This is a genomic window from Labrys sp. E2SS-1L (assembly GCF_057073705.1).
The window spans coordinates 3,098,939-3,124,532 of record NZ_CP172712.1; the positions used below are offsets into that span (position 1 = coordinate 3,098,939).

General features: G+C 63.4%; 22 protein-coding genes and 2 riboswitches. Of the genes, 11 read left to right on the forward strand and 11 right to left on the reverse strand.

Annotated features, from left to right (window positions below; all coding sequences use genetic code 11):
- Positions 1 to 150: 150 nt before the first annotated feature.
- Positions 151 to 348, reverse strand: a riboswitch (cobalamin riboswitch).
- A gap of 91 nt (positions 349 to 439) precedes the next feature.
- A riboswitch (cobalamin riboswitch) is annotated at positions 440 to 634 on the forward strand.
- Between the two features lie 113 nt (positions 635 to 747).
- From ACIGJE_RS14280 to ACIGJE_RS14290, 3 genes are all read left to right on the forward strand, one after another.
- The gene (locus ACIGJE_RS14280) at positions 748 to 2,670 is read left to right on the forward strand and encodes a TonB-dependent receptor plug domain-containing protein (protein WP_483677767.1); all 1,923 of its coding nucleotides are present in this window, start codon (positions 748 to 750) and stop codon (positions 2,668 to 2,670) included.
- A gap of 246 nt (positions 2,671 to 2,916) precedes the next feature.
- On the forward strand, positions 2,917 to 4,557 hold the full coding sequence (locus ACIGJE_RS14285; RefSeq protein WP_483677768.1) for a fumarate hydratase: 1,641 nt from the start codon (positions 2,917 to 2,919) through the stop codon (positions 4,555 to 4,557).
- A gap of 365 nt (positions 4,558 to 4,922) precedes the next feature.
- Positions 4,923 to 6,098 (forward strand): porin, encoded by a 1,176-nt coding sequence (locus tag ACIGJE_RS14290; protein ID WP_415087150.1) that lies wholly within the window; start codon positions 4,923 to 4,925, stop codon positions 6,096 to 6,098.
- A 70-nt stretch (positions 6,099 to 6,168) separates the two neighbouring features.
- Here the strand turns inward: ACIGJE_RS14290 and ACIGJE_RS14295 are convergent, their stop codons facing one another.
- Complete coding sequence (locus ACIGJE_RS14295; RefSeq protein WP_483677770.1) at positions 6,169 to 7,086, reverse strand: NAD(P)-dependent oxidoreductase; 918 nt, start codon at positions 7,084 to 7,086, stop codon at positions 6,169 to 6,171.
- Between the two features lie 315 nt (positions 7,087 to 7,401).
- Here ACIGJE_RS14295 and recA point away from each other — a divergent pair, with 315 nt between their 5' ends.
- The 4 genes from recA to ACIGJE_RS14315 all read left to right on the forward strand — a co-directional run bounded on the left by recA (position 7,402) and on the right by ACIGJE_RS14315 (position 12,380).
- Positions 7,402 to 8,475 (forward strand): recombinase RecA, encoded by a 1,074-nt coding sequence (recA, locus tag ACIGJE_RS14300; RefSeq protein ID WP_311938687.1) that lies wholly within the window; start codon positions 7,402 to 7,404, stop codon positions 8,473 to 8,475.
- Between the two features lie 213 nt (positions 8,476 to 8,688).
- Positions 8,689 to 11,358 carry an alanine--tRNA ligase gene (gene alaS / locus ACIGJE_RS14305; protein ID WP_415087154.1) on the forward strand — a complete coding sequence of 890 codons (2,670 nt, stop codon included), beginning with the start codon at positions 8,689 to 8,691 and terminating at the stop codon, positions 11,356 to 11,358.
- Positions 11,359 to 11,362: 4 nt separating this feature from the next.
- Positions 11,363 to 11,551, forward strand: a complete 189-nt coding sequence (locus ACIGJE_RS14310) for a DUF3329 domain-containing protein (RefSeq protein WP_209430862.1) — start codon at positions 11,363 to 11,365, stop codon at positions 11,549 to 11,551.
- A gap of 37 nt (positions 11,552 to 11,588) precedes the next feature.
- Positions 11,589 to 12,380, forward strand: coding sequence for an arginine deiminase family protein (locus ACIGJE_RS14315; RefSeq protein ID WP_483677772.1), 792 nt, complete (start codon positions 11,589 to 11,591; stop codon positions 12,378 to 12,380).
- Positions 12,381 to 12,524: 144 nt separating this feature from the next.
- Here the strand turns inward: ACIGJE_RS14315 and ACIGJE_RS14320 are convergent, their stop codons facing one another.
- The 4 genes from ACIGJE_RS14320 to ACIGJE_RS14335 form a co-directional block, all read right to left on the reverse strand.
- On the reverse strand, positions 12,525 to 13,253 hold the full coding sequence (locus ACIGJE_RS14320; RefSeq protein ID WP_311938698.1) for an ABC transporter permease subunit: 729 nt from the start codon (positions 13,251 to 13,253) through the stop codon (positions 12,525 to 12,527).
- 2 nt (positions 13,254 to 13,255) lie between these two features.
- Entirely contained in the window at positions 13,256 to 13,936 is a 681-nt protein-coding gene (locus ACIGJE_RS14325) for an ABC transporter permease (RefSeq protein WP_311938700.1), read from the reverse strand.
- A gap of 121 nt (positions 13,937 to 14,057) precedes the next feature.
- Positions 14,058 to 14,834 (reverse strand): transporter substrate-binding domain-containing protein, encoded by a 777-nt coding sequence (locus ACIGJE_RS14330; protein ID WP_311938702.1) that lies wholly within the window; start codon positions 14,832 to 14,834, stop codon positions 14,058 to 14,060.
- 135 nt (positions 14,835 to 14,969) lie between these two features.
- On the reverse strand, positions 14,970 to 15,770 hold the full coding sequence (locus ACIGJE_RS14335) for an ABC transporter ATP-binding protein (RefSeq protein WP_311938705.1): 801 nt from the start codon (positions 15,768 to 15,770) through the stop codon (positions 14,970 to 14,972).
- A 150-nt stretch (positions 15,771 to 15,920) separates the two neighbouring features.
- Here ACIGJE_RS14335 and ACIGJE_RS14340 point away from each other — a divergent pair, with 150 nt between their 5' ends.
- Together ACIGJE_RS14340 and pssA are read left to right on the forward strand one after the other, a co-directional pair.
- The gene (locus ACIGJE_RS14340; RefSeq protein WP_311938707.1) at positions 15,921 to 16,619 is read left to right on the forward strand and encodes a phosphatidylserine decarboxylase; all 699 of its coding nucleotides are present in this window, start codon (positions 15,921 to 15,923) and stop codon (positions 16,617 to 16,619) included.
- 2 nt (positions 16,620 to 16,621) lie between these two features.
- Positions 16,622 to 17,446: a CDP-diacylglycerol--serine O-phosphatidyltransferase gene (gene pssA, locus ACIGJE_RS14345; RefSeq protein WP_367626981.1), complete on the forward strand. Its 825-nt coding sequence runs from the start codon at positions 16,622 to 16,624 to the stop codon at positions 17,444 to 17,446.
- Between the two features lie 96 nt (positions 17,447 to 17,542).
- Here pssA and tyrS read toward each other — a convergent pair whose 3' ends face one another.
- Positions 17,543 to 18,784, reverse strand: a complete 1,242-nt coding sequence (gene tyrS, locus ACIGJE_RS14350; protein WP_483677775.1) for a tyrosine--tRNA ligase — start codon at positions 18,782 to 18,784, stop codon at positions 17,543 to 17,545.
- Between the two features lie 198 nt (positions 18,785 to 18,982).
- Here tyrS and ACIGJE_RS14355 point away from each other — a divergent pair, with 198 nt between their 5' ends.
- Positions 18,983 to 20,110 carry an anhydro-N-acetylmuramic acid kinase gene (locus ACIGJE_RS14355; protein WP_415087161.1) on the forward strand — a complete coding sequence of 376 codons (1,128 nt, stop codon included), beginning with the start codon at positions 18,983 to 18,985 and terminating at the stop codon, positions 20,108 to 20,110.
- Positions 20,107 to 20,511, forward strand: coding sequence for a methylmalonyl-CoA epimerase (gene mce, locus ACIGJE_RS14360; RefSeq protein ID WP_311938714.1), 405 nt, complete (start codon positions 20,107 to 20,109; stop codon positions 20,509 to 20,511). Before ACIGJE_RS14355 ends, mce begins: the two co-directional genes overlap by 4 nt.
- 62 nt (positions 20,512 to 20,573) lie before the next feature.
- Here the strand turns inward: mce and ACIGJE_RS14365 are convergent, their stop codons facing one another.
- The 5 genes from ACIGJE_RS14365 to ACIGJE_RS14385 all read right to left on the reverse strand — a co-directional run bounded on the left by ACIGJE_RS14365 (position 20,574) and on the right by ACIGJE_RS14385 (position 25,497).
- Positions 20,574 to 22,001: a DEAD/DEAH box helicase gene (locus ACIGJE_RS14365; RefSeq protein ID WP_415087163.1), complete on the reverse strand. Its 1,428-nt coding sequence runs from the start codon at positions 21,999 to 22,001 to the stop codon at positions 20,574 to 20,576.
- Between the two features lie 464 nt (positions 22,002 to 22,465).
- The gene (locus ACIGJE_RS14370) at positions 22,466 to 23,035 is read right to left on the reverse strand and encodes a hypothetical protein (protein WP_367626977.1); all 570 of its coding nucleotides are present in this window, start codon (positions 23,033 to 23,035) and stop codon (positions 22,466 to 22,468) included.
- Positions 23,036 to 23,266: 231 nt separating this feature from the next.
- Entirely contained in the window at positions 23,267 to 23,680 is a 414-nt protein-coding gene (locus ACIGJE_RS14375; protein WP_068294889.1) for an HIT family protein, read from the reverse strand.
- A gap of 5 nt (positions 23,681 to 23,685) precedes the next feature.
- Positions 23,686 to 24,924 carry a GNAT family N-acetyltransferase gene (locus ACIGJE_RS14380; protein ID WP_415087165.1) on the reverse strand — a complete coding sequence of 413 codons (1,239 nt, stop codon included), beginning with the start codon at positions 24,922 to 24,924 and terminating at the stop codon, positions 23,686 to 23,688.
- Between the two features lie 105 nt (positions 24,925 to 25,029).
- Positions 25,030 to 25,497 carry a RidA family protein gene (locus ACIGJE_RS14385; RefSeq protein WP_415087167.1) on the reverse strand — a complete coding sequence of 156 codons (468 nt, stop codon included), beginning with the start codon at positions 25,495 to 25,497 and terminating at the stop codon, positions 25,030 to 25,032.
- Between the last annotated feature and the right edge of the window lie 97 nt (positions 25,498 to 25,594).

A 25,594-nucleotide genomic window follows, 5' to 3' on the forward strand; every position in this document is an offset into this window, starting at 1 on the left:
GGATCGACGGCATCGTAACGCATGATGGCAGTTTGAAGCTTGAACATCGGCAGACCCCATGAGAACTGGGGGCAAAGGCCGTACGGGAGCGCCTGACGCGGCCAGGGACACCGGCTCTGTCATGCAACCACCGGGACACCCCGCCCGAGGACGTTTACGTTCGTCGGGGCAGGTCTCCTGGCTCACGGCTCACCGAACCTGCCAGCCTTCCCACCCGCGTGAAGCAGGCAGTGGCATGATGAGGCAGGCTCTCGCCGTCTACAGTTGCGGGGGCAGCGCCGGCATCGCACCGGCTTCCCTCTTAGCTTCCATCGCGAGAATGGAAGAACCTCGACCACGACAGCAAACGACAAGGCGTCTCGGAAGTCAAGAGAAGATATAAAGACATGTTTATGTGAGGATGTCTTGTCGTTGCCGCTTGACCATGGTGTCCAACCCCACTACGGCGTCAGGGGACGGTTCCTTTCGAGGATCAAATGGGAACGCGACGAGGGCGGATACGCCCGAAGCGCGGCTGCCCCCGCAACTGTGAGCGGTGAGTTCCTGCCAGTACGGCCACTGGATCGCGATCCGGGAAGGCGGCAGGAAACGGCGATCCGCCAGCCAGGAGACCTGCCGTCAGCCGTGGTCACGCGTGAAGACATCGGGCGGGGTGTTCCGATGGAAGCCGAACCGTTCGCGTCCGTAGACGCTGTGGTACGGGCCTCCTCGCGGTGACGGCCACTGGACGTCGCGACGAGGTCTGACGTGATCAACCGTTTCCCTGTAGCCGAGCTGCCCGCCATCGGGCTTGGGCTTTTTGCCTCCCTTGCCGTTTTGTCGATCCTTCCCGCCCAGGCGCAGCCGGCAGGCGCCGAAGAACCGATCGAACTCGATCCCGTCGTCGTGACGGGAGCGCCCACGCCCGCCAACCAGCTCGGCAGCACCGTCACGGTCGTCACGGCCGAGGAGATCGAGAAGGCGCAGCGCCGCACGGTGAGCGACGTGCTGGCCACCGTGCCCGGCCTCAATGTGGTGCAGGCGGGCGGCCCGGGCAGCCAGACCGCGGTCTTCATGCGCGGCACCAACGCCAATCACGTCAAGGTGCTGGTCGACGGCATCGATGTCGGCGATCCCGGCAATCCCAACGGCGCCTTCGATTTCGGCAAATTGCTGGCCGGCGATGTCGAGCGGATCGAGGTGCTGCGCGGCCCGCAAAGCGGCCTTTATGGTGCCGATGCGATCGGCGGTGTGATCGCCATCACCTCCAGGAAGGGATCGGGGACGCCGAAACTGACGGCCCTGCTGGAAGGCGGTTCCTTCGGCACCTTCAACCAGCGCATCGGCCTGAGCGGCTCGCACTCGATCTTCAACTATGCCTTCGGCATCGACCATTTCCGCGCCGCGGACACGCCGGTGACGCCGGTCGCCCTGCTGCCGCCGGGCCAGCGGGCCATCGGCAATCTCTATGGCAACACCGTCTACTCGGCCAGACTCGGGGCAGATTTCAGCGACAGTCTCAGCGCCAGCCTGATCGCGCGCTATTCGGATTCGAAACTCCTGTTCACCGGCGATTCCTTCACCGGACCGAATGCCCTGCACAGCTCGCAGACCGAAGGCCTGCTGCTCACGCGCGGCGAGGTGGTCTGGCACTCGCTCGACGAGCGCTATCGCACCGTCCTGGGTGTCGACTATCTCAGGGATCGCCGCCGCAGCGTGCCCTCGCCGGAGAACATGACGCCGCCCTCCACCAGCATCGGCGAGCGCCTGAAGTTCGACCTGCGCCAGGAGATCGCCCTTACCGACGCGCACAAGGTCACTTTCGGGCTGGAACGAGAAAATTATCGCCTCCAGACCGAGGATCTTACCGCCTCCAGCGGCAATTCGGCGGTCTTTGCCCAGATTCAGTCCAACTGGTTCGAGAATTTCTATCTCACCTCGAACCTGCGCTACGACCGCAACGATGATTTTGGCGGCCGTCTCACCTGGCGCATCGCGCCAGCCTATACCATCGCGGCGACCGATACGGTGCTGCGTGCGAGCTACGGCACCGGCTTCAAGGCGCCGACCCTCAGCCAGCTCTATCGCGATTATCCACCCTTCTTCTATGCCAACCGCAATTTGAAGCCCGAAGAAAGCAGCGGCTACGACCTCGGCTTCGAGCAGCCTCTGTGGGGAGATCGCCTGCGCATCGGTTCTACCTTCTATTACAACCGCATCCGCAACCTGATCGACTACAACGAGACCTTCACCACCAATGTGAATGTTGGCCGCGCCACGACCTATGGCAACGAATCCTTCGTCTCGGTCCGCGTAAACGAGCAGGTATCGTTGAGGGGGGACTACACCTTCACCATTGCCCGCAACGACGTCACCGAACTCAGCCTGTTGCGGCGGCCCAAGCACAAGGCAAGCCTTCAGGTCGCCTGGTCGCCGATGGAGGCGCTCAATCTATCGGCCACCTTGCTCTATGTCGGTTCCTGGATCGACGGCAATCGCAGCTTCTCGGTCCCGCGTCTGAAGGCGTCCGGCTATGCGACGGTGAATCTGGCGGCCGACTACAAGCTCAACGAGCGCGCGAGCGTGTTCGCCCGCGTCGACAATCTGTTCGACCATCGTTACGAAACCCCGGTCGGTTTCGAGCAGCCGGGGCTGGGCGTCTATGCTGGCGTCCGCCTGAGCGCCTTTTGATACGCTGGCGAATTCCGGGTGCACGGGCATCCTGCCCGTTCTTGCCCTCCCACCAATGTCGCGTTTCCAAGAACGGGCGTTGCGACATGCAAACATGTCGCTGTGATGCCCGTGCGCCCGGAGGCACTTTCAGCATGGAACGATTCCAATTGATCGTAGGCAGCGGCGCGAAAAGCGACTACATCAGGGCCAAACCGGCGGCGCCCCGGCACCGCCTTGGCCTGTTCTGATCCGGAGATCCTCTCCATGCCTGCCGATTCCGCTTCCAATTCGCGCTATCCCCATGTGCCGCTGTTTCCCCTGGGAGCGGACGAGACACCCTATCGCAAGCTGACCAGCGAGGGCGTGCGGGTCGAGAAGCTCAGCGGCAGCGAGATCCTGCAGGTCGATGGCGAGGCGCTCAGGCTCTTGGCCGAGCAGGCCTTCATGGACATCAATCACCTGCTGCGCCCCGGTCATCTCCAGCAATTGCGCAACATCCTCGAAGACCCCGAGGCGACCGACAATGACCGCTTCGTCGCCTATGACCTCCTCAAGAATGCCAATATCGCCGCCGGCGGCGTGCTGCCCATGTGCCAGGATACCGGCACGGCGATCGTGATGGCCAAGAAGGGCCGCAAGGTCTGGACTGACGGTGAGGACGAGGGCGCCATCGCCCAAGGCATCCGCGACGCCTATGAGAAGAAGAACCTGCGCTATTCGCAGCTGGCGCCGCTGTCGATGTTCGAGGAGAAGAACACCAAGACCAATCTTCCGGCGCAGATCGACATTTCCGCGGAAGGGGAGGAGGCCTACAAGTTCCTCTTCGTCGCCAAGGGCGGCGGCTCGGCCAACAAGACCTTCCTCTACCAGGCCACGCCCTCGATCCTGTCCAAGGACCGCCTGATCGCCTTCCTGAAGGAAAAGATCCTCACGCTCGGCACCGCGGCCTGCCCGCCCTATCATCTGGCCGTGGTGATCGGCGGCACCTCCGCCGAACTCACGCTGAAGGCGGTGAAGCTGGCCTCGGCGCGCTATCTCGACAGCCTGCCCACCGAGGGCTCCGAACTCGGCCATGCCTTCCGCGACCTCGAGCTCGAGAAGGAAGTGCATAAGCTCACCCAGTCGCTCGGCGTCGGCGCCCAGTTCGGCGGCAAGTATTTCTGCCACGACGTCCGCGTCATCCGCCTGCCGCGCCACGGCGCCAGCCTGCCGATCGGGCTCGGTGTTTCCTGCTCGGCCGACCGCCAGGCCATGGGCAAGATCACCCGCGACGGCGTCTTCCTGGAGGAACTCGAGCACAATCCGGCGCGCTTCCTGCCCGAGATCGACGAGAGCAAGCTCGGCGGAGCGGTGGTGAAGATCGATCTCAACCAGCCGATGTCCAATATCCTGGAGACCCTGTCGCGCCATCCGGTGAAGACGCGTGTGTCGCTGACGGGGCCCATCATCGTGGCCCGAGACCTCGCCCATTCCAAGCTGCGCGAACGGCTGGAAGCGGGGGGAGGGCTGCCCGACTACCTCAAGAACCACCCGGTCTATTACGCCGGCCCGGCCAAGACGCCGGCCGGCTATGCCTCCGGCTCCTTCGGCCCCACCACGGCGGGCCGGATGGATAGCTATGTCGACCAGTTCCAGGCGGCTGGCGGCTCGATGGTGATGCTGGCCAAGGGCAACCGCTCCGCCCAGGTCCGCGAGGCCTGCGCCAAGCATGGCGGCTTCTATCTCGGCTCGATCGGCGGCCCGGCCGCGCGCCTCGCCCAGGACTGTATCAAGAAGGTCGAGGTGCTCGAATATCCCGAACTCGGCATGGAGGCGGTCTGGCGCATCGAGGTCGAGGACTTCCCGGCCTTCATCGTCATCGACGATAAGGGCAACGACTTCTTCAAGGAACTCAACCTCGGTTGAGTTCGCTCATCCCCACTTTTTCGGCGAGGCCTCTTCCTGAAAAGGGAGGGGCCTTTTTCATGCACGTCTTGCGTGCTGTTGCGAATTCGCAACTGTCATGGACAAAGCCCTTTTGTGTCAGAACGGTGACTCACCTTAACATTGTGTAATGTCTAGCCTGGGAGGAAAGCTTCGATATCGCGGTGCACAACCACCGCGCCTCTTCGGTATGCCCAATATTGCTTTGCCGGCTTGCCGAAGAGAGAGGCCCTTTTGAAAGGGTCGACTTATGAGATCGAGGTATTTCCATGTCTATTCGTGCAATTTTACTCGGTACCGGCGCCGGATTTCTTAGCATTGTTACGGCTTCTGCCGCGGACTTGCCGATGAGCAAGGGCGAGGCAGTCGAATATGTGAAGGTATGTACGGCGTTTGGTCCGGGCTTCTTCTATATTCCGGGTACCGATACCTGCCTGAAGATCAGCGGCCAGATCCGCGCCGACTATTGGTTTGCGCAAGCCCCCAGCAATGCCACGGGCAAGCGCAACATCAGCCAGACGCAGTTCCGGACCAATGCCCGCATCCGCTTCGATGCGCGCACCCAGACCGATTGGGGCATGCTGCGCTCCTTCTTCGAACTCCAGGCCGAGTCGAACGCGGGTGCGGCTACGCATGACACCTTCCAGGTACGCCAGGCCTATCTGCAGTTCGGCGGCTTGACGGCCGGTTATGCCTGGTCGCCCTATGCCTTCTACGACCCCAATTATCAGGCCGAGTTCTTCGCGCCCTATTTCGGCGAGCAGGGCCGACGCAACCTGATCAGCTATACGGCGCAGTTCGACAAGGCCTACGCCACCCTGTCGATCGAAGACGGCCGCGATCATCGTGCCAATGCCTCGGTCTACGGCAACAATGTCGTGGTCAACGGCGTCACGGTTGCGGGTGGCGTGGGCGGTGCCCAGATGCCCGATATCGTCGGCGTCATCGGCTATGACGACAACAAGAACGGGTGGGGCCGTTTCCAGGTGATGGGCGCCCTTCATCAGAATCGCAGCGCAACGGCCGGCTACAGTACGAAATATGGCTATTCGATCGGTGTTGGCGGCAACGTCAACCTACCGGTTCTCGAGGGCGCCTACATCGCAGCCGAAGCGAGTTACGCGGACGGAGCGGTGAAATATCTCGGCGTCGGTGGTTCCCAGCCGAACGGCTCGTCCACCCTGGGTTTTGGAGGCACGGACGCCTACATAACCAACGGCGCGATCCATGATCTCGATAGCGCCAAGGGCTTTGCCGTGCAGGGCGAGGCCGGTCTCAACGTGACCAAGAACCTGCAAGCCATCCTGTTCGGCGGCTATCTGCACTTCGACGCACCGCGCATCGCGTCCAATATCACCGACAATTTCAACTACTATGTCGTTGGCGGCCAGGTGAACTACACCGTCGTCAAGGGCTTCATTGCGGGCGCCGAAGTCTGGTACCAGAACAAGGATCCGGAAGGGCTGAACAGCAAGACGGTCGACGCCGTCGGTGCCGGCGTGCGTCTGCGCCGCACCTTCTGATCCGGCCTATACAGGTGGAAACAAGAACGCCGCGCCCGCAAGGGCGCGGCGTTCTGCCTGTGATGTCCGGTCAGTTCTGGTTGGCCGGGACGAGATCGGTGCCGTTCAGGCGGCCGATATAGTCGGTGAGCATCGGCACATAGCGCTCGGCGCCGCCGGCGGCCATCGCTACCCCGAACGAGTTCTTCACCGCATTGCCGATCGGATTGACCAGCCCGGCGGCGTCCGCCATCGCCTCCAGATAGGTCAGGTCCTTGAAGGCATTGGCGATGGTGAATTTGTGCGCATTCTCGTCGCCCTCCAGGACCCAGCGCGAGAAGGTCTGGTAGAAGCCGCAATCCATGCGCCCGCCGCGAATGACGCTGTCGAAGCGCTTGGGCGTGATACCGACCTTCTGCGACAAGGCGAGGGCCTCCGCATAGAGGGCGGCATAGCCCAGCGACACGAAGTTGTTGAGCAGCTTCATGCGATGACCATCGCCCGTGCCGCCGATATGCACGATGCGTCCGGCCCAGGTTGAAATCACCGGCTTGAGGCGCTCGAACAGGGCGTCGCTGGCGCCGATCATGGTGTCGAGCGTGCCTTCCCAGGCCTCCTTTGGCGTGCGGCCGAGCGGGGCATCGGCATAGTCGATGCCGGCTTCGGCGAGTTCGGCAGCGAGCGCCAGGGTCGAGTTCGGATCGGAAGTCGAGCAGTCGACGACGACGGAGCCCGGCTTCAGGCCGGCCTTGAGCCCGTCGGGACCCCGTATCAGTGCTTCGACCTGCCGCGAGCCGGTGACGCACAGAAAGACGATGCTGGAAGCGGCGCCGATCTCGCGCGGGTTCTTGGCTTCCTTTGCGCCGCGCGCCACGAGATCCTCCACCGGCGCTCTGTTGCGATGCCCCATCACCGTCAACGCATAGCCCTTCTCCACGATGTTCTTGGCCATGCCATGGCCCATATAGCCGACTCCGATGAAGCCGACGCTTTCCTGCGCATTCGTCATTGCAATCGTCCCGTTTCCTGTCCCGCATTTGCCGATCGGGTTGCCGGCGCATCCTGCCGGCGAGGAGTTTGGACGGGGAGGGGCTTGGGGCGCAAGCCTGATCGGTGCAATGGTATGATGATTTATCGCAAGCCGCCCGGTGATCAGCCTTTGTCAAATAAGAAATTTGAGAACAAAAATAGAACTTGCGTTAACGAGAACAAAATGGGTACATAGCGCCACGGGGCTTCGAATTGCGACAAGATTGCAGCCCGGTGTTGGAAATTGATTGGTCCGGATGACGAATCCGTTCGTGCTTGATAGGGAAACGGGCATATGAGTCAGACGCAGCTGCGCTTGGTCGAAGGAAGCTCCATGGACAAGACGAAGGCGCTCGACGCCGCCCTATCACAGATCGAACGCTCCTTCGGCAAGGGCTCGATCATGCGGCTCGGCAAGGGTACCAAGACGATGGAGGTGGAGGCGATCTCCACCGGTTCTCTTGGTCTCGACATCGCGCTCGGTGTCGGCGGCCTGCCCAAGGGCCGGGTCATCGAGATCTACGGGCCGGAATCCTCGGGCAAGACCACGCTGGCGCTGCATAGCGTCGCCGAGGCCCAGAAAAGGGGCGGTGTCTGCGCGTTCATCGACGCCGAACATGCGCTTGATCCGGTCTATGCCCGCAAGCTCGGCGTCAATCTCGATGAATTGCTGATCTCGCAGCCCGATACCGGCGAGCAGGCGCTCGAGATCTGCGACACGCTGGTGCGCTCGGGTGCGATCGACGTCATCGTGATCGACTCCGTCGCGGCGCTGACGCCCAAGGCCGAAATCGAAGGCGAGATGGGTGATGTGCAGCCAGGCCTGCAAGCCCGCCTGATGAGCCAGGCGCTGCGCAAGCTGACGGCCTCGATCGGGCGTTCCAACTCGATGGTCATCTTCATCAACCAGATCCGCATGAAGATCGGCGTGATGTATGGCAGCCCGGAAACCACCACGGGCGGCAACGCCCTGAAATTCTACGCCTCGGTCCGCCTCGACATCCGCCGTATCGGTGCGATCAAGGACAGGGAAGAGGTGGTCGGCAACCAGACCCGCGTGAAGGTGGTCAAGAACAAGGTGGCGCCGCCCTTCAAGCAGATCGAATTCGACATCATGTATGGCGAGGGCGTCTCGAAGGTGGGCGAACTGATCGATCTCGGCGTCAAGGCCGGCGTGGTCGAGAAGTCCGGTGCCTGGTTCAGCTATGAGAGCCAGCGCCTCGGCCAGGGCCGGGAGAACGCCAAGCAGTTCCTCAAGGACAATCCGGATGTCGCCGACAAGATCGAGGGCCAGATTCGCCAGAATGCCGGCCTGATCGCCGAACGCATCCTCGACAATATCGATCCGGCGGACGCCGAGGACGATTGAGGCGGCTGCCGTCCCCCGCAGGTTCGGGGAGCGATCCTTGCCGCTTGGTCCTGAAAAACCCGCCTGTCAGGCCCGGCAGGCGGGTTTTTCGTGAATGAGCGCCTCGACAGGCCGAAACAGCCTCGCTACAACGCCCCACCACCATGATTGCTGGCCAGGCCGTAAGGAAGGGACCAGCCAAACAGGCACTTGGGCCAAATAGGCAAATTGGGCATGAGCGGCGTCAACGAGATCCGATCCACCTTCCTCGACTATTTCGTGCGGAACGGCCACGAGGCCGTGGCGTCCTCGCCGCTGGTGCCGCGCAACGATCCGACCCTGATGTTCACCAATGCCGGCATGGTGCAGTTCAAAAACGTCTTCACCGGCATCGAGAAGCGTCCCTATTCGCGCGCCGCGACTTCGCAGAAATGCGTACGCGCCGGCGGCAAGCACAATGATCTCGACAATGTCGGCTATACGGCCCGGCATCACACCTTCTTCGAGATGCTCGGAAACTTCTCCTTCGGCGACTATTTCAAGGATCGCGCGATCGAGCTCGCCTGGAACCTGATCACCAAGGATTTCGGCCTGCCGGCGTCCAAGCTCCTGGTGACGGTGTTCTCCGAGGATGACGAGGCCCATCGGCTGTGGAAGAAGATCGCCGGACTGCCGGATGACCGCATCATCCGCATCCCGACCTCAGACAATTTCTGGCGCATGGGCGATACCGGCCCCTGCGGTCCGTGCTCGGAAATCTTCTACGATCACGGCGACCACATCTGGGGTGGCCCGCCCGGCTCGCCGGACGAGGATGGCGACCGCTTCATCGAGATCTGGAACCTCGTCTTCATGCAGTTCGAGGAACTGGTGGGCGGCGAGCGTGTCAACCTGCCGCATCCCTCGATCGATACCGGCATGGGTCTCGAGCGCATCGCCACCGTGCTGCAGAACAAGCACAACAATTACGACATCGATCTCTTCCAGGCCCTAATCCGTGCGTCGGTCGAGGCGATCGGCGTGCCGGCCGAGGGCCCGGCTCTGGCCAGCCACCGCGTCATTGCCGACCATCTGCGTGCTTCCTCCTTCCTGGTCGCCGACGGCGTGCTGCCATCGAACGAGGGCAGGGGCTATGTGCTGCGTCGCATCATGAGGCGCGCCATGCGCCACATCTCCCTGCTCGGCGCCAAGGAACCCGTCATGTGGAAGCTGGTGCCGGCACTGGTGCGCGAGATGGGCGCCGCCTATCCCGAGCTCGTGCGGGCCGAAGCCCTGATCAGCGAGACCCTGCGCCTGGAGGAAACCAGTTTCCGGCGCACGCTGGAGCGGGGCCTTGCCTTGCTCGACGCCGAGACCTTGAAGCTCGGCGACGGCCAGGTCTTCTCGGGCGATGTCGCCTTCACCCTCTACGATACCTATGGCTTCCCGCTCGACCTCACGCAGGATGCGCTGCGCGCCCGCAACATTTCGGTCGATCTCGAGGGCTATCAGGCCGCCATGCAGCAGCAGAAGGCCAAGGCGCGCGCCGCCTGGGCCGGATCGGGTGATGCGGCCACCGAGACCGTCTGGTTCGGCCTGCGCGAGCAGGTCGGCGCCACCGAATTCCTCGGCTATGAGACGGAGAGCGCCGAAGGCGTAGCCTTGGCCCTGGTCAAGGACGGCAAGCCGGTCGATCAACTGGCGCAGGGTGACAAGGGCTTCCTGATCCTCAACCAGACGCCATTCTATGGCGAGTCCGGCGGCCAGCAGGGCGATACGGGCACGGTGCAGGCGACGGGCTTGAAGGTGGCGGTGACCGACACCCAGAAGAAGCTCGGCGATCTGTTCGTGCATGCCGTCACCGTCGAGGAGGGCACGCTCAAGGTTCAGGAGCCGCTCGAACTCGTCGTCGACCATGTCAGGCGTTCCGCGATCCGGGCCAATCACTCGGCCACGCATCTGCTGCATGAGGCGCTGCGCCTGACGCTGGGAGATCACGTCGCGCAGAAGGGCTCGCTGGTGGCGCCCGACCGTCTGCGCTTCGACTTCTCGCATCCCAAGCCGATCTCGGACGAGGAGATCAAGGAGATCGAGGACCTTGCCAATGCCATCGTGCTCGACAACAGCGAGGTCACCACGCATCTGATGAGCGTGGACGATGCGATCGCCTCCGGTGCCCGCGCGCTGTTCGGCGAGAAATACGGCGACGAGGTTCGTGTCGTCTCGATGGGCCAGCGCCAGCCCGGCTCGAACAAGGCCGATTCTTCAAACAAGGCTTGGTCGGTGGAACTGTGCGGCGGTACCCATGTGCGGCGCACCGGTGACATCGGCCTGATCCGCATCGTCTCCAACGGCGCTGTCGCGGCCGGCGTGCGCCGCATCGAGGCGATGACGGCGGAGGGGGCTCGCCAGCATTTGGTCAATGAGAGCCGCCTGCTTCAGGGCCTGGCCGACGTGCTGCGTACGCCCGTGGCGGAAGCGGGCGATCGCCTAGCCACCCTGGTCGAGGAGAACCGCAAGCTCGAACGCGAACTGACCGAGGCGCGCAAGAAGCTCGCCATGGGCGGCGGCGGGGGCGACAGCGAGATCCGCACGGTCGGCAAGACGAGGCTGCTGGCCAAGGCCGTCACCGGTATCGAGCTGAAGGACCTCAAGGCGCTGGCGGACGAGGGCAAGAAGCAGGTGGGTTCGGGCGTCGTCGCCATCGTGGCGACCTCCGAGGACGGCCGTGCCGGCCTCGTCGTCGGCGTGACGGCGGACCTGACCGACAGCTTCAATGCCGTCGATCTCGTGCGCAAGGGTTCCGAGGCGCTCGGCGGCAAGGGCGGTGGCGGACGGCCCGATATGGCGCAGGCCGGCGGCCCCGATGGGTCCAAGGCCCAGAGTGCGCTCGATGCCATCGCCGCGGCGCTGGCCGAGGGCTGAGCCGATGGCCCAGCCCAACACGCCGAACTGGATGAGGCCGCTCTGGGTCCGGGTGCTGCTCTGCGTGCTGCCCGCGGCCTGGGCCGGGGTCGAGCTCTACAATGGCAACCAGTTCTGGGGCCTGATGTTCGCGGCCGTTGCTGCCTATGGGCTGTGGACCCAGGTCATTCAATACCGTCCGCCGGAAGAGTGATACCGGCGGACTTCAATCCCTTTCGATCGGAGCGAGCATGAGCGCCTTTCCCGTCTATGCTTTCGACAATGCCATCGTGCGCCTGCCACCGGTGAGCGTGACCCAGGGCCTGCGGGCCGAGGATCGTGGTGCGCCGACCCATGAGGGCGTCACGACCGAGCATCGTCTCTACATCGAGGCCTTGCAGGCCGCAGGGGTTGCCGTCGAAGTTCTGCCTGCCCTCGAGGCGTTTCCGGATTCGCTGTTCGTGGAGGATCCGGCCCTGGTGTTTCCCGAGGGAGCGATCCTGCTGCGGGTCGGCGCCCAGAGCCGTTTCGGCGAGACGGCGGAGATCACGCCCGTGTTGCGCGCGCGCTTCAAGAAGGTCCTGGCGTTGCAGGGGCCCGGTTTCGTCGATGGTGGCGACGTGCTGGTGACGCCCCAGGCGGTGATGATCGGCCTCTCCGACCGCACCACGCGGGAAGGGGCGGAGGAGCTGATTGCTCTGCTGGCCGAACTCGGCCGCAAGGGCGTCGTCGTCACCACGCCGCCAGGCGTCCTGCATTTCAAGTCCGACTGTTCGCTGCTCGACGATACCACCATGCTGTCGACCGCCCGTCTCGCCGCCTCGGGCGTGTTCGAGGGCATGCGGGTGCTGCTGACGCCGGAAGGCGAGGAGGCGGGTGCCAACGCGCTCAGGGTGAACGACCGGGTCTTCGTCGGCATCGATTATCCGCGTACGGCGGCCCTGCTCGAAGCCGAGGGCTATAGCGTCGTCCGGTTGCCGACTTCGCAGATCGCCAAGATCGACGCGGGCCTGTCCTGCATGTCGCTACGCTGGCACAGCTGAAATCCGGCACCCGCGAAAAGGGTGGCTTGGAGTGTCGACCTCTGGTCGACACTCTTGGATAGGCTGCATCTGTCGGCGGGAGGTCGTCGACCTCGCACCATCAAGTGCCGGAACTGCGAGGCCGGCACTCCGTGATGCGCCGCCTCAGTGCGGCTTCACCGTCTTGGCGAAGCCGGCCTCCAGGCGCCGGTAGATGGCTTCGATCACCAGCGTGGTGATGAGGTAGCCGATCGCCACCACCAGCAAAGGCGTATAGGTGATCGCCTCGCGCGAGCGGATGATGTTGATCTGGCCCAGGAGATCCTGGACGCTGACCAGATAGGCGAGGGCGGTCGATTTCAGGCAGAGCACGGTCTCGCCGGCAAAGGTCGGCATCATCGCCTGCATGGCGCGGGGCAGCCAGATGCGACGCACCAGCGCAAAACCACGAAAGCCATAGGCCCGCGCCGCTTCCAGTTCGCCGCGCGGGACCGACAGCAGCGCGCCGCGTACGACTTCTCCGACATAGCCGCCCACGCTCAGCACCAGGGCGAAGATGACGTAATAATAGCCGTCCTTCAGGACCGGCCAGATGAAGGATTGCCGGATGCCGGGGATGGCGGGAAAGAGCGAGCCCAGGCCCTGGTAATAGACGAACATCTGCACCAGCAGGGGCGTGCCGCGGATGACCGACACGAAGCTGGAGGCGATGGCATAGATCAGCTTGTTCTTGGAAACCCGGCCGAAGCCCACCAGCACCGCCAGGGGAAAACCGAAGAGCAGCGAGAAGAACAGCAGTTTCAGCGTGGTGAAGAAGCCGCTGAGGATGGCCGGCCAATATTTGCCGATCCAGCCGAAATTCTCGAAAAACCAGCTTGCCAGATCCGCGGACATGGTCACCCCAGCTTGGGAGTCCAGCGCCGGATGTGACGCTCGAACATTTTGATGAAGATGTTGGAGAATTGCGTCAGCGCGTAATAGATCGCGCCGCAGAGCAGCAGGAAGGGGAAATACATGCGCGTCGAGGCCGCCGCCTGCACGGCCGTGAAGGTAAGCTCGTTGTAGCCGACCACGAAGATCAGGGCCGAATCCTTCAGCATCGTCATCCAGAGATTGGTCAGGCCGGCAAAGGCGAAGGGAATCATCAAGGGCAGGATGACGCGCTGGAACAGGCCGAAGCCATGCATGCCATAGGCACGGGCCGCCTCGATCTGCCCCTTCGGCAAGGCAAGCACGGCACCGCGCAGAATCTCCGAGGTATAGGCACCATTGACCACGCCGAGCACGGTGATGGCCGCGAAGAAACCGCCGATTCCCAGCGTGCCATAGCCGAGCCAGGCCATCAGGGCATTGAGCCCCTGCTGGCCGGCATAATAGAGGATCAGGATCAGCAGCACCTCGGGCACGGCACGGCAGATGGTAGAATAGCCATTGGCGAGCGCGACCAGCCAGCGCGGCCCGCGCAATTTGGCCCAGGCAACCAAGCCGCCGATGACGAGGCCGGTCAGATAGCCGCCGACCGAGATTTCGATGGTGATGACCAGGCCCTGGAGCAACGATACGCCCCATCCGGACATCAGGAGATTCCAGAAAGCTTCCACGCCCGACCCCGCAGGAAGAAAAGGCGCCGGCCCGAATTCTCAGGCCGGCCGGAGAAAGCCCGGTTCAGTTCAGCAGGAGTGAACCGGACTGCCTATCTCACTTCGGCGGCGTGCCGACGTCGTACTTGAAGTATTTCTTCTGGATCGTGTCGAATTCGCCATCGGCATAGACCGCCTTGATGCCGGCATCGAGCTTGGCCTTCAGATCGGTATCCTCCTTGCGCAGGCCGCCGCCGACGCCAGCTTCGAAGACCGGATCCTTGGGGAACTGCTTCATCTCGCAGCATTGGCCGTCCTTGCCGGCCAGGAAGTCGTCGAGTGCGGCGGCGTCGGCCATCACCAGGTCGAGACGGCCGGCCGCGAGGTCGGCATTGGCGGCGTCCTGGGTGCCATAGCTCTTGATGTCGGCGTCGGGGTAGGTCTTCTGGACATATTGGGCGTGGATGGTGCTGGTCTGCACGCCGATCGACTTGCCCTTCATGCCCTCCGGCGTGAAGTCGAACTTGTCGGCCTTGTTGCCGATGAACTCGGGGGGCGTGTTGTAGTAGCGGATGGTGAAGCCGATCTGGGCCGAGCGTTCCGGCGTGATCGTCATGGAAGCCCAGATCACGTCGATCTTCTTGGCGATCAGGGCAGGGATGATGCCGTCCCAGGCCGTGGCGACGATCTCGCAATCAAGCTTGGCGGCCTTGCAGACGGCCTTGGCCAGATCGACCTCGAAACCGACCCACTGGCCGGAGGCATCCTTTGACGCGAAGGGCGGGTAGGGCTCGGCCGCGACGCTGACCTTGATGGTATCGGCCTGGGCCGAGGCGAAGGCCGCGCTACAAAAGAAAGCGGTCGCCATGAGGAGTTTGGCGCTGAAGTGTTTCATTTTGGTCCCCTGATAGATGGCTGTTTTTTCTAGGTTTTCTTGGATTGTTGTACCTGATGCGCGAGTCCTGGTGCCCTCCTGCCCCCCGAACTTTTCCGTCAAGCGGAAACGCTTGCCTCGCAGGCCGCCCTAGCCCTAGTGCTGGCGCGGCGTGACGAATTGACGGCAACGCTCGCTGTTGGGATTGCCGAACACCTTCTGGGGTGGGCCCTCCTCCTCGACATTGCCGTTGTAAAGATACATCACATGGTTGGCGACATCGCGGGCGAAGGCCATTTCATGGGTCACCAGCAGCATGGTGCGGCCCTCTGCTGCGAGATCGCGGATCACCTTGAGCACTTCGCCGACCAGTTCCGGGTCGAGCGCCGAGGTCGGCTCGTCGAACAGCATCACCTTGGGGCGGATGGCAAGGGCGCGAGCGATCGCCGCGCGCTGCTGCTGGCCGCCGGAGAGAAAGGCGGGATAGACGTCTTTCTTGGCGTAGAGGCCGACCTTGTGCAGCAATTGCTCGGCATGGGCGATGGCCTCTGCCTTGTTCTCGCCGAGGACGTGCACCGGTGCTTCGATGACGTTTTCGAGCACCGTGCGGTGCGCCCACAGATTGAAGCTCTGGAACACCATGCCCAGGCGGCTGCGGATGCGCTGCAGTTGCTTGTGATCGGCCACAGACATGGCGCCATGGCCGTCCGGCTTGAGGCGAATCTCCTCGTTTCCGATCAGGATGCGGCCGGAATTGGGAACCTCCAGCAGATTCGTGCAGCGCAGCATCGTGCTCTTGCCCGAGCCCGACGCTCCGATCAGGGCGATGACATCGCCTTCATGGGCCGTAAGGGAAACGCCTTTGAGGACTTCCAGGAGGCCGAAACTCTTGTGAATATTGTCGAGTTGAACAACGGGTGTCCGGCTCGCTCCCGCTTGTGGGGCGTCCTCTGGCATAAAGCGACCTCTTCTGACGTTCGGCTGCCCAGAACTGTATCAGCCATTTCAGTTTGCACAAGGTGCGGGCAGCCACTCTTGTCGATAACGACATGCTCTGGTCTTTATCCGCTGCATGCGATAGGCAGGGCCTAAACTGGAACCCTGCCTATGTCGCTTGCCGCCTCCATCCGCAAAGTCCTGGTGCCGATCAACCGCGAAGGCTACCCTTTCCTGGCGATCGCGGGCGTAGCCACGCTGATTGCGCTGGGATGGATCAAGGTTCTGTTCTGGCCACTTTTGATCATCACGGCCTGGGTCGCCTACTTCTTCCGCGATCCACAGCGGGTGACGCCGGTGCGCGAGGGGCTGGTGGTCTCGCCTGCCGACGGCGTGGTCAGCCAGATCGCCAACGTGCTGCCGCCGCCCGAACTGGGGCTGGCCAGCCAGTCCCTGCTGCGCGTTTCCATCTTCATGAACGTCTTCGATTGCCATGTGAACCGTAGCCCGGTGACGGGAACGATCACCAAGATCGCCTACAAGCCGGGCAAGTTCCTCAATGCCGATCTCGACAAGGCCAGCGAGGACAATGAGCGCAACGGCTTCATCATCGATACCGGTGCCACCCGCTACGGCGTGGTGCAGATCGCCGGCCTTGTGGCGCGGCGCATCGTCTGCTGGACCAATGAGAACGAGCATGTCGCCGTCGGCCAGCGCCTGGGCATGATCCGCTTCGGTTCGCGTGTCGACGTCTATCTGCCGGAAGGGGTGCGCCCCCTGGTCGGCATCGGCCAGAAGATGGTGGCCGGAGAAACGATCCTGGCGGATGCCAATGCGGCGATGCCGAATCTGACCCATCGCGTCGGCTGACCATGGACCCGCTCTTCCCGCCTTTCCAGCCAGGAAGTCCGGATCCGGAGGGCCCGAGGCGGCGTGCCATTCCGCTGCGCGTGCTGATCCCCAACATGATCACGCTGCTCGCGCTTTGCGCGGGCATGACGGCCATTCGCCTGGCCATCGAGAACAAGCTCGACCTCGCCATCGGCTGCATCGTGGTCGCGGCGCTGCTGGACGGTGTCGACGGACGCGTGGCGCGCTATCTCAAGGGCACCTCGAAATTCGGGGCGGAACTCGATTCGCTTGCCGATTTCGTAAATTTCGGCGTGGTTCCCGGCATCGTCCTTTATTTCTGGGGATTGCACGATCTGCGATCGATCGGCTGGATCGGCTCGCTGGTCTTCGCCATTTGCATGGTGCTGCGTCTCGCCCGCTTCAACGTGACCAGCGGCGATCCCAACCGGCCGGCCTTCCAGGCGAACTTTTTTACCGGCATGCCTGCGCCGGCCGGGGCCTGCACGGTGCTGTTGCCGATCTATCTCGATTTCCTCGGCCTCACCCATGAGCCGAGCCATGCCAAATATGAGCTCGCCTATGTGCTGCTCATCGCCTTCCTGATGATCTCCACCATCCCCACCTTCTCGGGCAAGAAGCTGGGCAACCGCATTCCGCGCGAATGGGTGCTGCCGATCTTCGTGGTGGCCGTGGTGGTGGTGATGCTGCTGGCGCTCTATCCCTGGGAGTCGCTGACCTCGCTTACCGTCGCTTATCTGGCGACCATTCCCTTCGGCGTCATCTATTACCGCAAGCAGGCCAAGGCCTATCAGGCCTCGCTACAGGCGCAGCGGAAGGGCGAGTAAATCCTGCTGGAGCGCGGACATCCTGTCCGCTCTTCCTTTTTAGCATGCACGGTGTTTGCCGAACGAAAGAGCGGACAGGATGTCCGCGCTCCGAGGTCATATCGGCTTTGCCAGCACGTGCTTCTTCTTGCCGAGCGACAGCTTGATCACGCCATCGGCGGTGACGTCGGCCTTGGTAAGCACGGCCTTGGGATCGCTGATCGCCGCGTCGTTGACCCTGAGGCCGCCGCTGGCGATCTGGCGGCGCGCTTCGCTGGTCGATGGAACCAGGCCCGCCTGCACGAAAGCGTTGAGGACACCGACGCCCTCGGCGAGGCCCGCCAGTTCGAAGCTCGGCAGGTCGCCAGCCAGCGTGCCTTCCTCGAAGGTCTTGCGCGCGGTCTCCTCGGCCGCGTCGGCCTTGTCGCGGCCATGGACGAGGGCGGTCGCCTCGGTGGCCAGGCGCTTCTTGGCCTCGTTGATCTCCGAGCCGCCGAGGGCGGCAAGACGGGCGATCTCGTCGAGCGGCAGGGTGGTGAACAGCTTGAGGAAGCGCTCGACATCGGCGTCCTCCGTGTTGCGCCAGTACTGCCAGTAGTCATAGGCCGAGAGCATGTCCTCGTTGAGCCAGACCGCGCCGGCGGCCGTCTTGCCCATCTTGGCGCCCGAGGCCGTGGTCAGCAGCGGGCAGGTGAGGGCGTAGAGCTGGGGTGTGCCCATGCGGCGGCCGAGATCGATGCCGTTGATGATGTTGCCCCACTGATCGGAGCCGCCCATCTGCAACGCACAGCCGTAGCGCCTGGAAAGCTCCACGAAATCATAGGCTTGCAGGATCATGTAATTGAATTCGATGAAGGAAAGTTCCTGCTCGCGGTCGAGCCTGAGTTTCACCGAATCGAAGGACATCATGCGATTGACCGAGAAGTGGCGGCCGATGTCGCGCAGCATCTCGATATAGTTGAGCTTGGTCAGCCATTCGGCGTTGTCGACCAGGATGGCCCGCTCGTCGGAATAGTCGATGAACTTGTCATAGACCTTGAGGATGCTGTTCTTGTTCTCCTCGATCTGCTCGAGCGGCAGGATGCGGCGGGTTTCGTCGCGGCCGGACGGGTCGCCGACGCGGGTGGTGCCGCCGCCCATCAGGGTGATGGGGCGGTGCCCGGTTTTCTGCAGCCAATGCAGCATCATGATCGGCACGAGATGGCCGATATGCAGCGAACTTGCCGTCAGGTCGACGCCGACATAGGCGGTCAGGCGCTCGCTGGCAGCCTTCTGGTCGAGGCCTTCCAGATCCGACACCTGGTGGATGAAGCCGCGCTCGGTAAGGGTGCGCAGGAAATCGGATTTTAACGCGGTCATGGCAAACGCTTTCAAACGGCTTATAGGTGTCTAGAGCAAAGCGCGTTTGGACGGAACGTCCGTTTGCTCTAGCTCTTTGGTTCGATGCGTCTTTGCGATTCTTGGCGTGTCCGCCAGTTCACAAAACGCTTTAAGCGCCCTCTAACAGGTTTGTCGGCGCTTTGGTACAGGGTGACCGCGAAATCGGGTGATTTGCGCATGAAGACGATGATGACGGCACTCGGGCTGATGTCCGGAACCTCGATGGACGGCATCGATGCCGCCCTGATCGAGACCGACGGCGAGGGTGCCGTCGAGATGGGACCGACAGTCGAGCTCGCCTATAGCGAGGATGAACGCAGCCTGCTGCGACAAGCCCTGGCCGATGCAGTGGCGATGAAACGCCGCAACGAGCGTCCCGGCGCCCTGGTGGCGGCCGAGCAGCTGATCACCCGCAAGCATGCCGACGTCGTCTCCGATTTCCTCAAGGCTCATGATCTCAGCCCCGATGATATCGATGTCATCGGCTTCCATGGTCAGACGGTGCTGCACCGCCCGCAAGAGCGGCTGACCGTGCAGCTCGGCGACGGCCAGGCGCTCGCCGACAGCCTCGGCATCCAGACCGTCTATGACATGCGGGCCGCAGACGTCGCCGAGGGCGGGCAGGGTGCGCCGCTGGTGCCGGTCTACCATCGGGCTCTGGTGCAGGCCGCCAAGCTCGCCGGTCCCGTCGCCGTGCTCAATCTCGGCGGTGTCGGCAATGTCAGCTATGTTGCAACGGGGCGCGATCCCATTGCCTTCGACACCGGTCCTGCCAATGCGCTGATCGACGATCTGATGATGGAGCGAACCGGCATCGCCCTCGATCAGGACGGGCGGCAGGCCTTGGCCGGAAAGGTCGACGAGACCGTGCTCGGCCAGTTGATGGCACATCCCTATTTCGGTGAAGCGCCGCCCAAATCGCTCGACCGCAACGCCTTTTCCCGCGAGGCGGTTATGAGCCTGGCCACGCCCGATGCGGTGGCGACGCTGGCCGCCTTCACGGCCCGCAGCGCGGCGGCGGCACGGCAATGGCTGCCCTCCGAGCCGAAATTGTGGATCGTCTGCGGCGGCGGCGCCCGCAATCCGGCAATCCTCAACTTCCTGCGCGCCGAGACCGGTGTGCCCGTGCGCACGGCCGACGAGTTCGGCTGGTCGGCGTCGATGATGGAGGCACAGGCCTTTGCCTATCTCGCGGTTCGATCCCTGAAGGAATTGCCCTTGAGCTTTCCCTCCAGCACCGGCGTCCGCAAGGCGCTCACCGGCGGCATTCTTGCCGTGCCGGGCCAGAAGCGGGCAAGCGCATGATCGGCCGCCTCAATCACGTCGCCATCGCGGTGCGCGACCTCGGTGCCGCGACCGCCGTCTATCGCGATACGCTCGGCGCGCATGTCTCGCAGCCCCAGGCGTTGCCCGAGCATGGCGTCACCGTCGTCTTCATCGAATTGCCCAACACCAAGATCGAACTCCTGGAGCCCCTGGGCGAGGCCTCGCCGATCGCGCGGTTCCTCGAGAAGAACCCGGATGGGGGCATGCATCACATCTGCTACGAGGTCGACGACATCCTCGCCACGCGGGACCAGCTGAAACAGGCGGGCGCGCGAGTGCTGGGCGATGGCCAGCCCAAGATCGGCGCCCACGGCAAGCCGGTCCTGTTCCTGCATCCGAAGGATTTCTCGGGCACGCTGGTGGAATTGGAGCAGGTTTGAAGCGCGACTTCCTTCTCCCGCAAGGGGAGGAGGCAAGCTGGTTTTGCTAGCGAGTTCCCGGCTTAGCCGTTGCTCTTGCGCCGGATCGGCGTGAGCAGGAAGGACGGCACGTGATCGCCCATGCCGATCACCACCGGACCATCGTCCTCGTCGCGACGATGCGGCCTGGAGGATTGCGGACGGCGCTGCTCGGAGGTCGGCTGCGGTTCGTGGCGCGGAGCCTTGGGAGCCTCGTCGCGCTCGCGTGGGGGCTTGGCCTCGCGGCCCTTGCCGTGCTGGCGCGGTTCCTCGGCTTTGCCGCCGCGCTCACGGCGCCCACGCCGCGGCTTGGCGTGGATTTCTTCCTCGTCGTCGCCCTCGATCGGCGGCGGATCGCCGGTGAAGGGGATCTTGTTGCCCGTAAGGGTCTCGATGGCGGAGACATGCTTGCCATCGGCGGAGCTGACCAGCGTGAACGCCCAGCCCGAACGGCCGGCGCGGCCGGTGCGGCCGATGCGGTGGACATAGTCGTCGGCGTGAACCGGCACGTCGAAATTGAAGACATGGCTGACGTCGGGAATGTCGAGACCGCGTGCGGCGACATCCGAAGCCACCAGGATCGGCATCTCGCCATTGCGGAAGCTGTCGAGCGCGGCCATGCGGGCGCGCTGGTCCATGTCGCCATGCAGCGCGACGGCGCCGAAGCCATGGCGCACCAACGAGCGATGCAGGATGGCGACTTCCGACTTGCGATTGCAGAAGACGATGGCGTTCTTGAGGTTCTCCGCCGAGCGGATCAGGCGGCGCAGCGTCACGCGCTTTTCGGCGGGAGTCGATTTGGTGTGCACCAGCGCCTGGGTGATGGTGGCGGCCGCAGTGGCAGGCCGGGCGACCTCCACCTGCACCGGATTGTGCAGGAACTGGTCGGTGATGCGCTTGATCTCGGCCGGCATCGTCGCGGTGAAGAACAGGGTCTGCCGGGTGAAGGGCACCAGCTTGCAGATGCGCTCGATGTCGGGAATGAAGCCCATGTCGAGCATGCGGTCGGCTTCATCGATGACGAGCAGCTCCACGCCGGTGAGCAGCAGCTTGCCGCGCTCGACGTGATCGAGCAGGCGGCCGGGCGTGGCGATCAGCACGTCGACGCCGCGCGTGATCTTAGCATCCTGGTCGCCGAAGGAGACGCCGCCGATCAGGAGGGCGACCGACAGGCCGCTCTTGCTGCCATAGCGGTCGAAATTCTCCTGGACCTGGGCCGCCAATTCACGGGTCGGCTCCAGGATCAGCGTGCGCGGCATGCGGGCGCGGGCGCGCCCCTTTTCCAGCAGCGTCAGCATGGGCAGCGTGAAGGCTGCCGTCTTGCCCGTGCCCGTCTGGGCGATGCCGAGCACGTCACGGCGTTGCAGCACGTGAGGAATGGCCTGGGCCTGGATGGGCGTAGGATTGGCGTATCCGGCCGCTTCCACGGCGGCGAGGACCTTTGAAGAGAGACCGAGTTCAGCGAAGCTCATTGCGGAAATGTCGAACCAACAGAGGCCGCCCCGATCGGACGGCGGAGGGCGGCTCGCATCGCCGCACGAACAAACAGGGCCCTATCGGGTGGGGCCCGGACGGCGCGACCATAGGGTTAGGCGAGGAAATGTCAATGGTTTTGCCGGCCAAAGCCACCGTTTTCGCTTGATTTTCAGGGCTTTCCCGCCGGTTTGCTGCTTGATAGGCGCTTTTGGCGATGATCAGACGGCAGGATTGCATGCTCGAGCAGCTGGGACGACGATCATTCCCTTACGTCAATTCAGCGGTGGCGAAGCAATGGCAGCCTGCGATTTGATGGAGGCATTCGAAATGATAAAATTAAGTGAAAACAATTAGTTAGAAAATAAGCGCTCAGCTGTGAGTGCACTTGGCTCCAACAAGACACGGAAAACAAAAAGGCGGGCATTGGCCCGCCTTACTTCTGCATGATGATGAGCCGGCCTTATTCGGCCACGGTCTCGGCCTTCTTCTTGGCGGGCTTGACCGGAGGCTTGGCGGGCTTGGCTTCGGCGGTCTTGACCGGGCGGGGCTTGGGCTTCTTGACCACAGGGGCTTCCGTGGCATCGCCGAAACGCTCGTTGATCTTGCGTGCGATGGGATCGTCGCGCTGCGCTTCCGGATCCATCGGCAGGATGGTCTCGATCGGATCGGCCTGGTCGATCGACCCGGTCTGATCCTGGATGATCGGGAACTGCGGCGCGAGGGTGGGATTGGCCGCCGCCTGCATCGAATTGGCATCGGCAGGGGTTACAGGGGCAGGTGCAGCCGGTGCCGGAGCAAGATTGGCAATGACCGGCGTCGTCACGGGGGCCGGGGCTGCCACCGCCGCGACCTCGGCAGGCGCAGCCGGTGCCGCATGGATCGAGCGGGCCGTGTCGATGGCGCCGACGAAAGCGACGAAACCGGCGGCGACCAGGGCGCCTTCGCGCTTCAGTTTCCAGTGGTGGCGGGCCCGGTAGGCAGTGTGCCAAAGCCAGCCGACAGTGATATCGACAGCACTTGCGACCAACATGACGAACTCCAACTCAACGCGACCTCGGTGAGAATCACTATTGCGCGTGATGGTGAAGAAAAACTTGCCAAGGCGAATCAAGCGCCAAGAAATTTTGCCGAGGCAAGTTTCGTCGAGTGGTCGCGGTGTCGGAGCGCGGACTTCCAGTCCGCTCTTGCATGAGGCAGACCGCAAAGAAGAAGCGGATATCGCGACATGTTTCCTGTCGCTGAGAAGTCCGCGCTCCAAGCTTTACAGCAGGGCGCGGATCTTGGCGGCGTGCTGGGCCAGGATGGCGTGATCCGCCATGGCGCGGGGGCGGACGGGAACGCCCGTCTTCATCGGCAGGATGTGGAAATGGATATGCGGCACTTCCTGCCCGCCCGAGACTTCCGAATGCAGGCGCAGCGTATGGCCGTCCGCGCCGAAGGCTTTGCAGGCGGCCAGGGAGACCTTCTGGGCGATCTGGGCGAGGTAGGCCAGTTCCTCCGGCTCCACGTCGAAGATGTTGCGGGCGGGCTTCTTGGGGATCACCAGGCTATGGCCGTCGACGATCGGCATGATGTCGAGGAAGGCGAGGGTACGATCGTCCTCGTAGAGCGTGTGGTTGGGAATTTCCCCACGCAGCAGCTTGGCGAAGATGTTGTCGGGATCATAAGCGGTCATACCCGCTATCCTTTCCTGAAGGGCGTTGCCTCGTCGAGAGCTTCGTGGTGGGCCGCGACCTCGGCGCGCTCATGCGCGAGATAGTCGTCGACCGCCCGGCGAAAACCAGGATCGGCAATATAGTGGGCGGAATAGGTTGTCACGGGCCGGTAGCCACGTGCCAGCTTGTGTTCGCCCTGGGCTCCGGCTTCCACGCGCCGGAGGCGGCGTTCGATGGCAAACTCGATGGCCTGATGATAGCACACCTCGAAATGCAGGAAGGGGTGGTCCTCGATGCAGCCCCAGTTCCGGCCGTAAAGCGTATCGGAGCCGATGAAGTTGATGGCCCCGGCGATGTAGCGGCCCTCACGCCGCGCCATCACCAGCAGGACATGCTCGGCCATGGTTTCGCCGATGAGGGCGTAGAATTTGCGATTGAGGTAGGGGCGGCCCCATTTGCGCGAGCCTGTATCCATGTAGAAGGCGTAGAAGGCGTCCCAGGCCTCCTTGGTGATATCGGCCCCGGTCAGCCTCTCGATGGTGATGCCGTTCGCGAGCGCATCGCGGCGCTCGCGCTTGATGGTCTTGCGCTTGCGGGAGGCGAGGGAAGCCAGAAAGGCCTCGAAATCGCCATAGCCTTCGTTGAGCCAGTGAAACTGCTGGTCGGTGCGCTGCAGGAAGCCCTGGCCACCGAGCCATTGCCAATCGTCATGGCCGATGAAGGTGGCGTGGATCGAGGAGCCGCCGATGGATGACAGGGCAGCCTTGGCACCCCTCACCAGTGCGGATGAAACGAGGGCCGGATCCTCGCCCGGCGCGACCAGGAAACGCCGGCCCGTCGCCGGCGTGAAGGGGATGCTCACCTGGAGCTTGGGGTAATATTGCCCGCCAGCCCGCTCATAGGCATCGGCCCAGCCCCAATCGAATACATACTCGCCCTGGCTGTGGCTCTTGCCATAGGCGGGCATGACGCCGGCGACCCGGTCGTCGTCATGGGTGACGAACAGATGGAGAGGCGTCCAGCCGGAACGTCCCCCGACACAGCCGCTCGCCTCGAGAGCGTGCAGGAAATCGTAGGAAATGAAGGGATTGAAGTGCTCGGCCGAGGGATCGGGAGCGGCTGCTTCATCCTCGGCGCCCGGGCGGCGCCCGGAAAGGCAATCCTGGGGCGCGGCGACGAGCGGATTGGCGCAGCGATCCCAGGCCTGGCGGCCGATGGCCTCGATCGAGGAAGCTGCCTTGATCGTAAAGCCCTGGTCGCTCAAGCTTGCATTCCCTCAACGGATACCTGTCCGGGGAATCTGGGCCTATTCGCGTCGAATGCAAGAGGCGCGGCCCGAGTTCCGTTGCCGCGCCCCCTATGCACGATCTCAGGCCACTTCGATCAGCGCCTCGACCTCGACGGTGGCATCGAGGGGAAGGGAGGGCACGCCCACGGTGGAACGGGCATGGCGTCCCTTGTCGCCGAAGACCTCGACCATCAGGTCGGAGGCGCCGTTCATCACCATCGGATGGGTGGTGAATTCCGGCGCTGCGGCAATGAAGCCGCCGAGGCGGACCACGCGCACCACATTGTCGAGCGAGCCGACGGCAGCCTTGATCTGCGCCAGGATGTTGATGGCGCAGTAACGGGCGGCGACACGGGCGTCCTCGACGGTGACCGTACCGGTACCCAGCTTGCCGGTAGCGGCCAGCTTGCCCTCATTGTTGAAGCAGAGCTGACCGGAGATCACGAGATGATTGCCGGTGCGCACCGTGCCGACATAGTTGGCGACAGGAGCGGCCGGGGTGGGCAGGGTGATGCCGAGTTCGGCAATGCGGGCGTCGATGACGGACATGGAGCGAACCTTTTCGGAGCGCGGACATCTTGTCCGCATCTGGGAACAGGGGGACGGCGGATGAAGTAGAGGAAGAGCGGGCATCGCGACACGCAAG

Coding starts and splice junctions, on each gene's coding strand:
- ACIGJE_RS14285 (WP_483677768.1), top strand. CDS start 2,917: ATGCCTGCCGATTCCGCTTCCAATTCGCGCTATCCCCATGTGCCGCTG.
- ACIGJE_RS14290 (WP_415087150.1), top strand. CDS start 4,923: ATGAGCAAGGGCGAGGCAGTCGAATATGTGAAGGTATGTACGGCGTTT.
- ACIGJE_RS14295 (WP_483677770.1), bottom strand. CDS start 7,086: ATGACGAATGCGCAGGAAAGCGTCGGCTTCATCGGAGTCGGCTATATG.
- recA (WP_311938687.1), top strand. CDS start 7,402: ATGAGTCAGACGCAGCTGCGCTTGGTCGAAGGAAGCTCCATGGACAAG.
- alaS (WP_415087154.1), top strand. CDS start 8,689: ATGAGCGGCGTCAACGAGATCCGATCCACCTTCCTCGACTATTTCGTG.
- ACIGJE_RS14310 (WP_209430862.1), top strand. CDS start 11,363: ATGGCCCAGCCCAACACGCCGAACTGGATGAGGCCGCTCTGGGTCCGG.
- ACIGJE_RS14315 (WP_483677772.1), top strand. CDS start 11,589: ATGAGCGCCTTTCCCGTCTATGCTTTCGACAATGCCATCGTGCGCCTG.
- ACIGJE_RS14320 (WP_311938698.1), bottom strand. CDS start 13,253: ATGTCCGCGGATCTGGCAAGCTGGTTTTTCGAGAATTTCGGCTGGATC.
- ACIGJE_RS14325 (WP_311938700.1), bottom strand. CDS start 13,936: ATGTCCGGATGGGGCGTATCGTTGCTCCAGGGCCTGGTCATCACCATC.
- ACIGJE_RS14330 (WP_311938702.1), bottom strand. CDS start 14,834: ATGAAACACTTCAGCGCCAAACTCCTCATGGCGACCGCTTTCTTTTGT.
- ACIGJE_RS14335 (WP_311938705.1), bottom strand. CDS start 15,770: ATGCCAGAGGACGCCCCACAAGCGGGAGCGAGCCGGACACCCGTTGTT.
- ACIGJE_RS14340 (WP_311938707.1), top strand. CDS start 15,921: ATGTCGCTTGCCGCCTCCATCCGCAAAGTCCTGGTGCCGATCAACCGC.
- pssA (WP_367626981.1), top strand. CDS start 16,622: ATGGACCCGCTCTTCCCGCCTTTCCAGCCAGGAAGTCCGGATCCGGAG.
- tyrS (WP_483677775.1), bottom strand. CDS start 18,784: ATGACCGCGTTAAAATCCGATTTCCTGCGCACCCTTACCGAGCGCGGC.
- ACIGJE_RS14355 (WP_415087161.1), top strand. CDS start 18,983: ATGAAGACGATGATGACGGCACTCGGGCTGATGTCCGGAACCTCGATG.
- mce (WP_311938714.1), top strand. CDS start 20,107: ATGATCGGCCGCCTCAATCACGTCGCCATCGCGGTGCGCGACCTCGGT.
- ACIGJE_RS14365 (WP_415087163.1), bottom strand. CDS start 22,001: ATGAGCTTCGCTGAACTCGGTCTCTCTTCAAAGGTCCTCGCCGCCGTG.
- ACIGJE_RS14370 (WP_367626977.1), bottom strand. CDS start 23,035: ATGTTGGTCGCAAGTGCTGTCGATATCACTGTCGGCTGGCTTTGGCAC.
- ACIGJE_RS14375 (WP_068294889.1), bottom strand. CDS start 23,680: ATGACCGCTTATGATCCCGACAACATCTTCGCCAAGCTGCTGCGTGGG.
- ACIGJE_RS14385 (WP_415087167.1), bottom strand. CDS start 25,497: ATGTCCGTCATCGACGCCCGCATTGCCGAACTCGGCATCACCCTGCCC.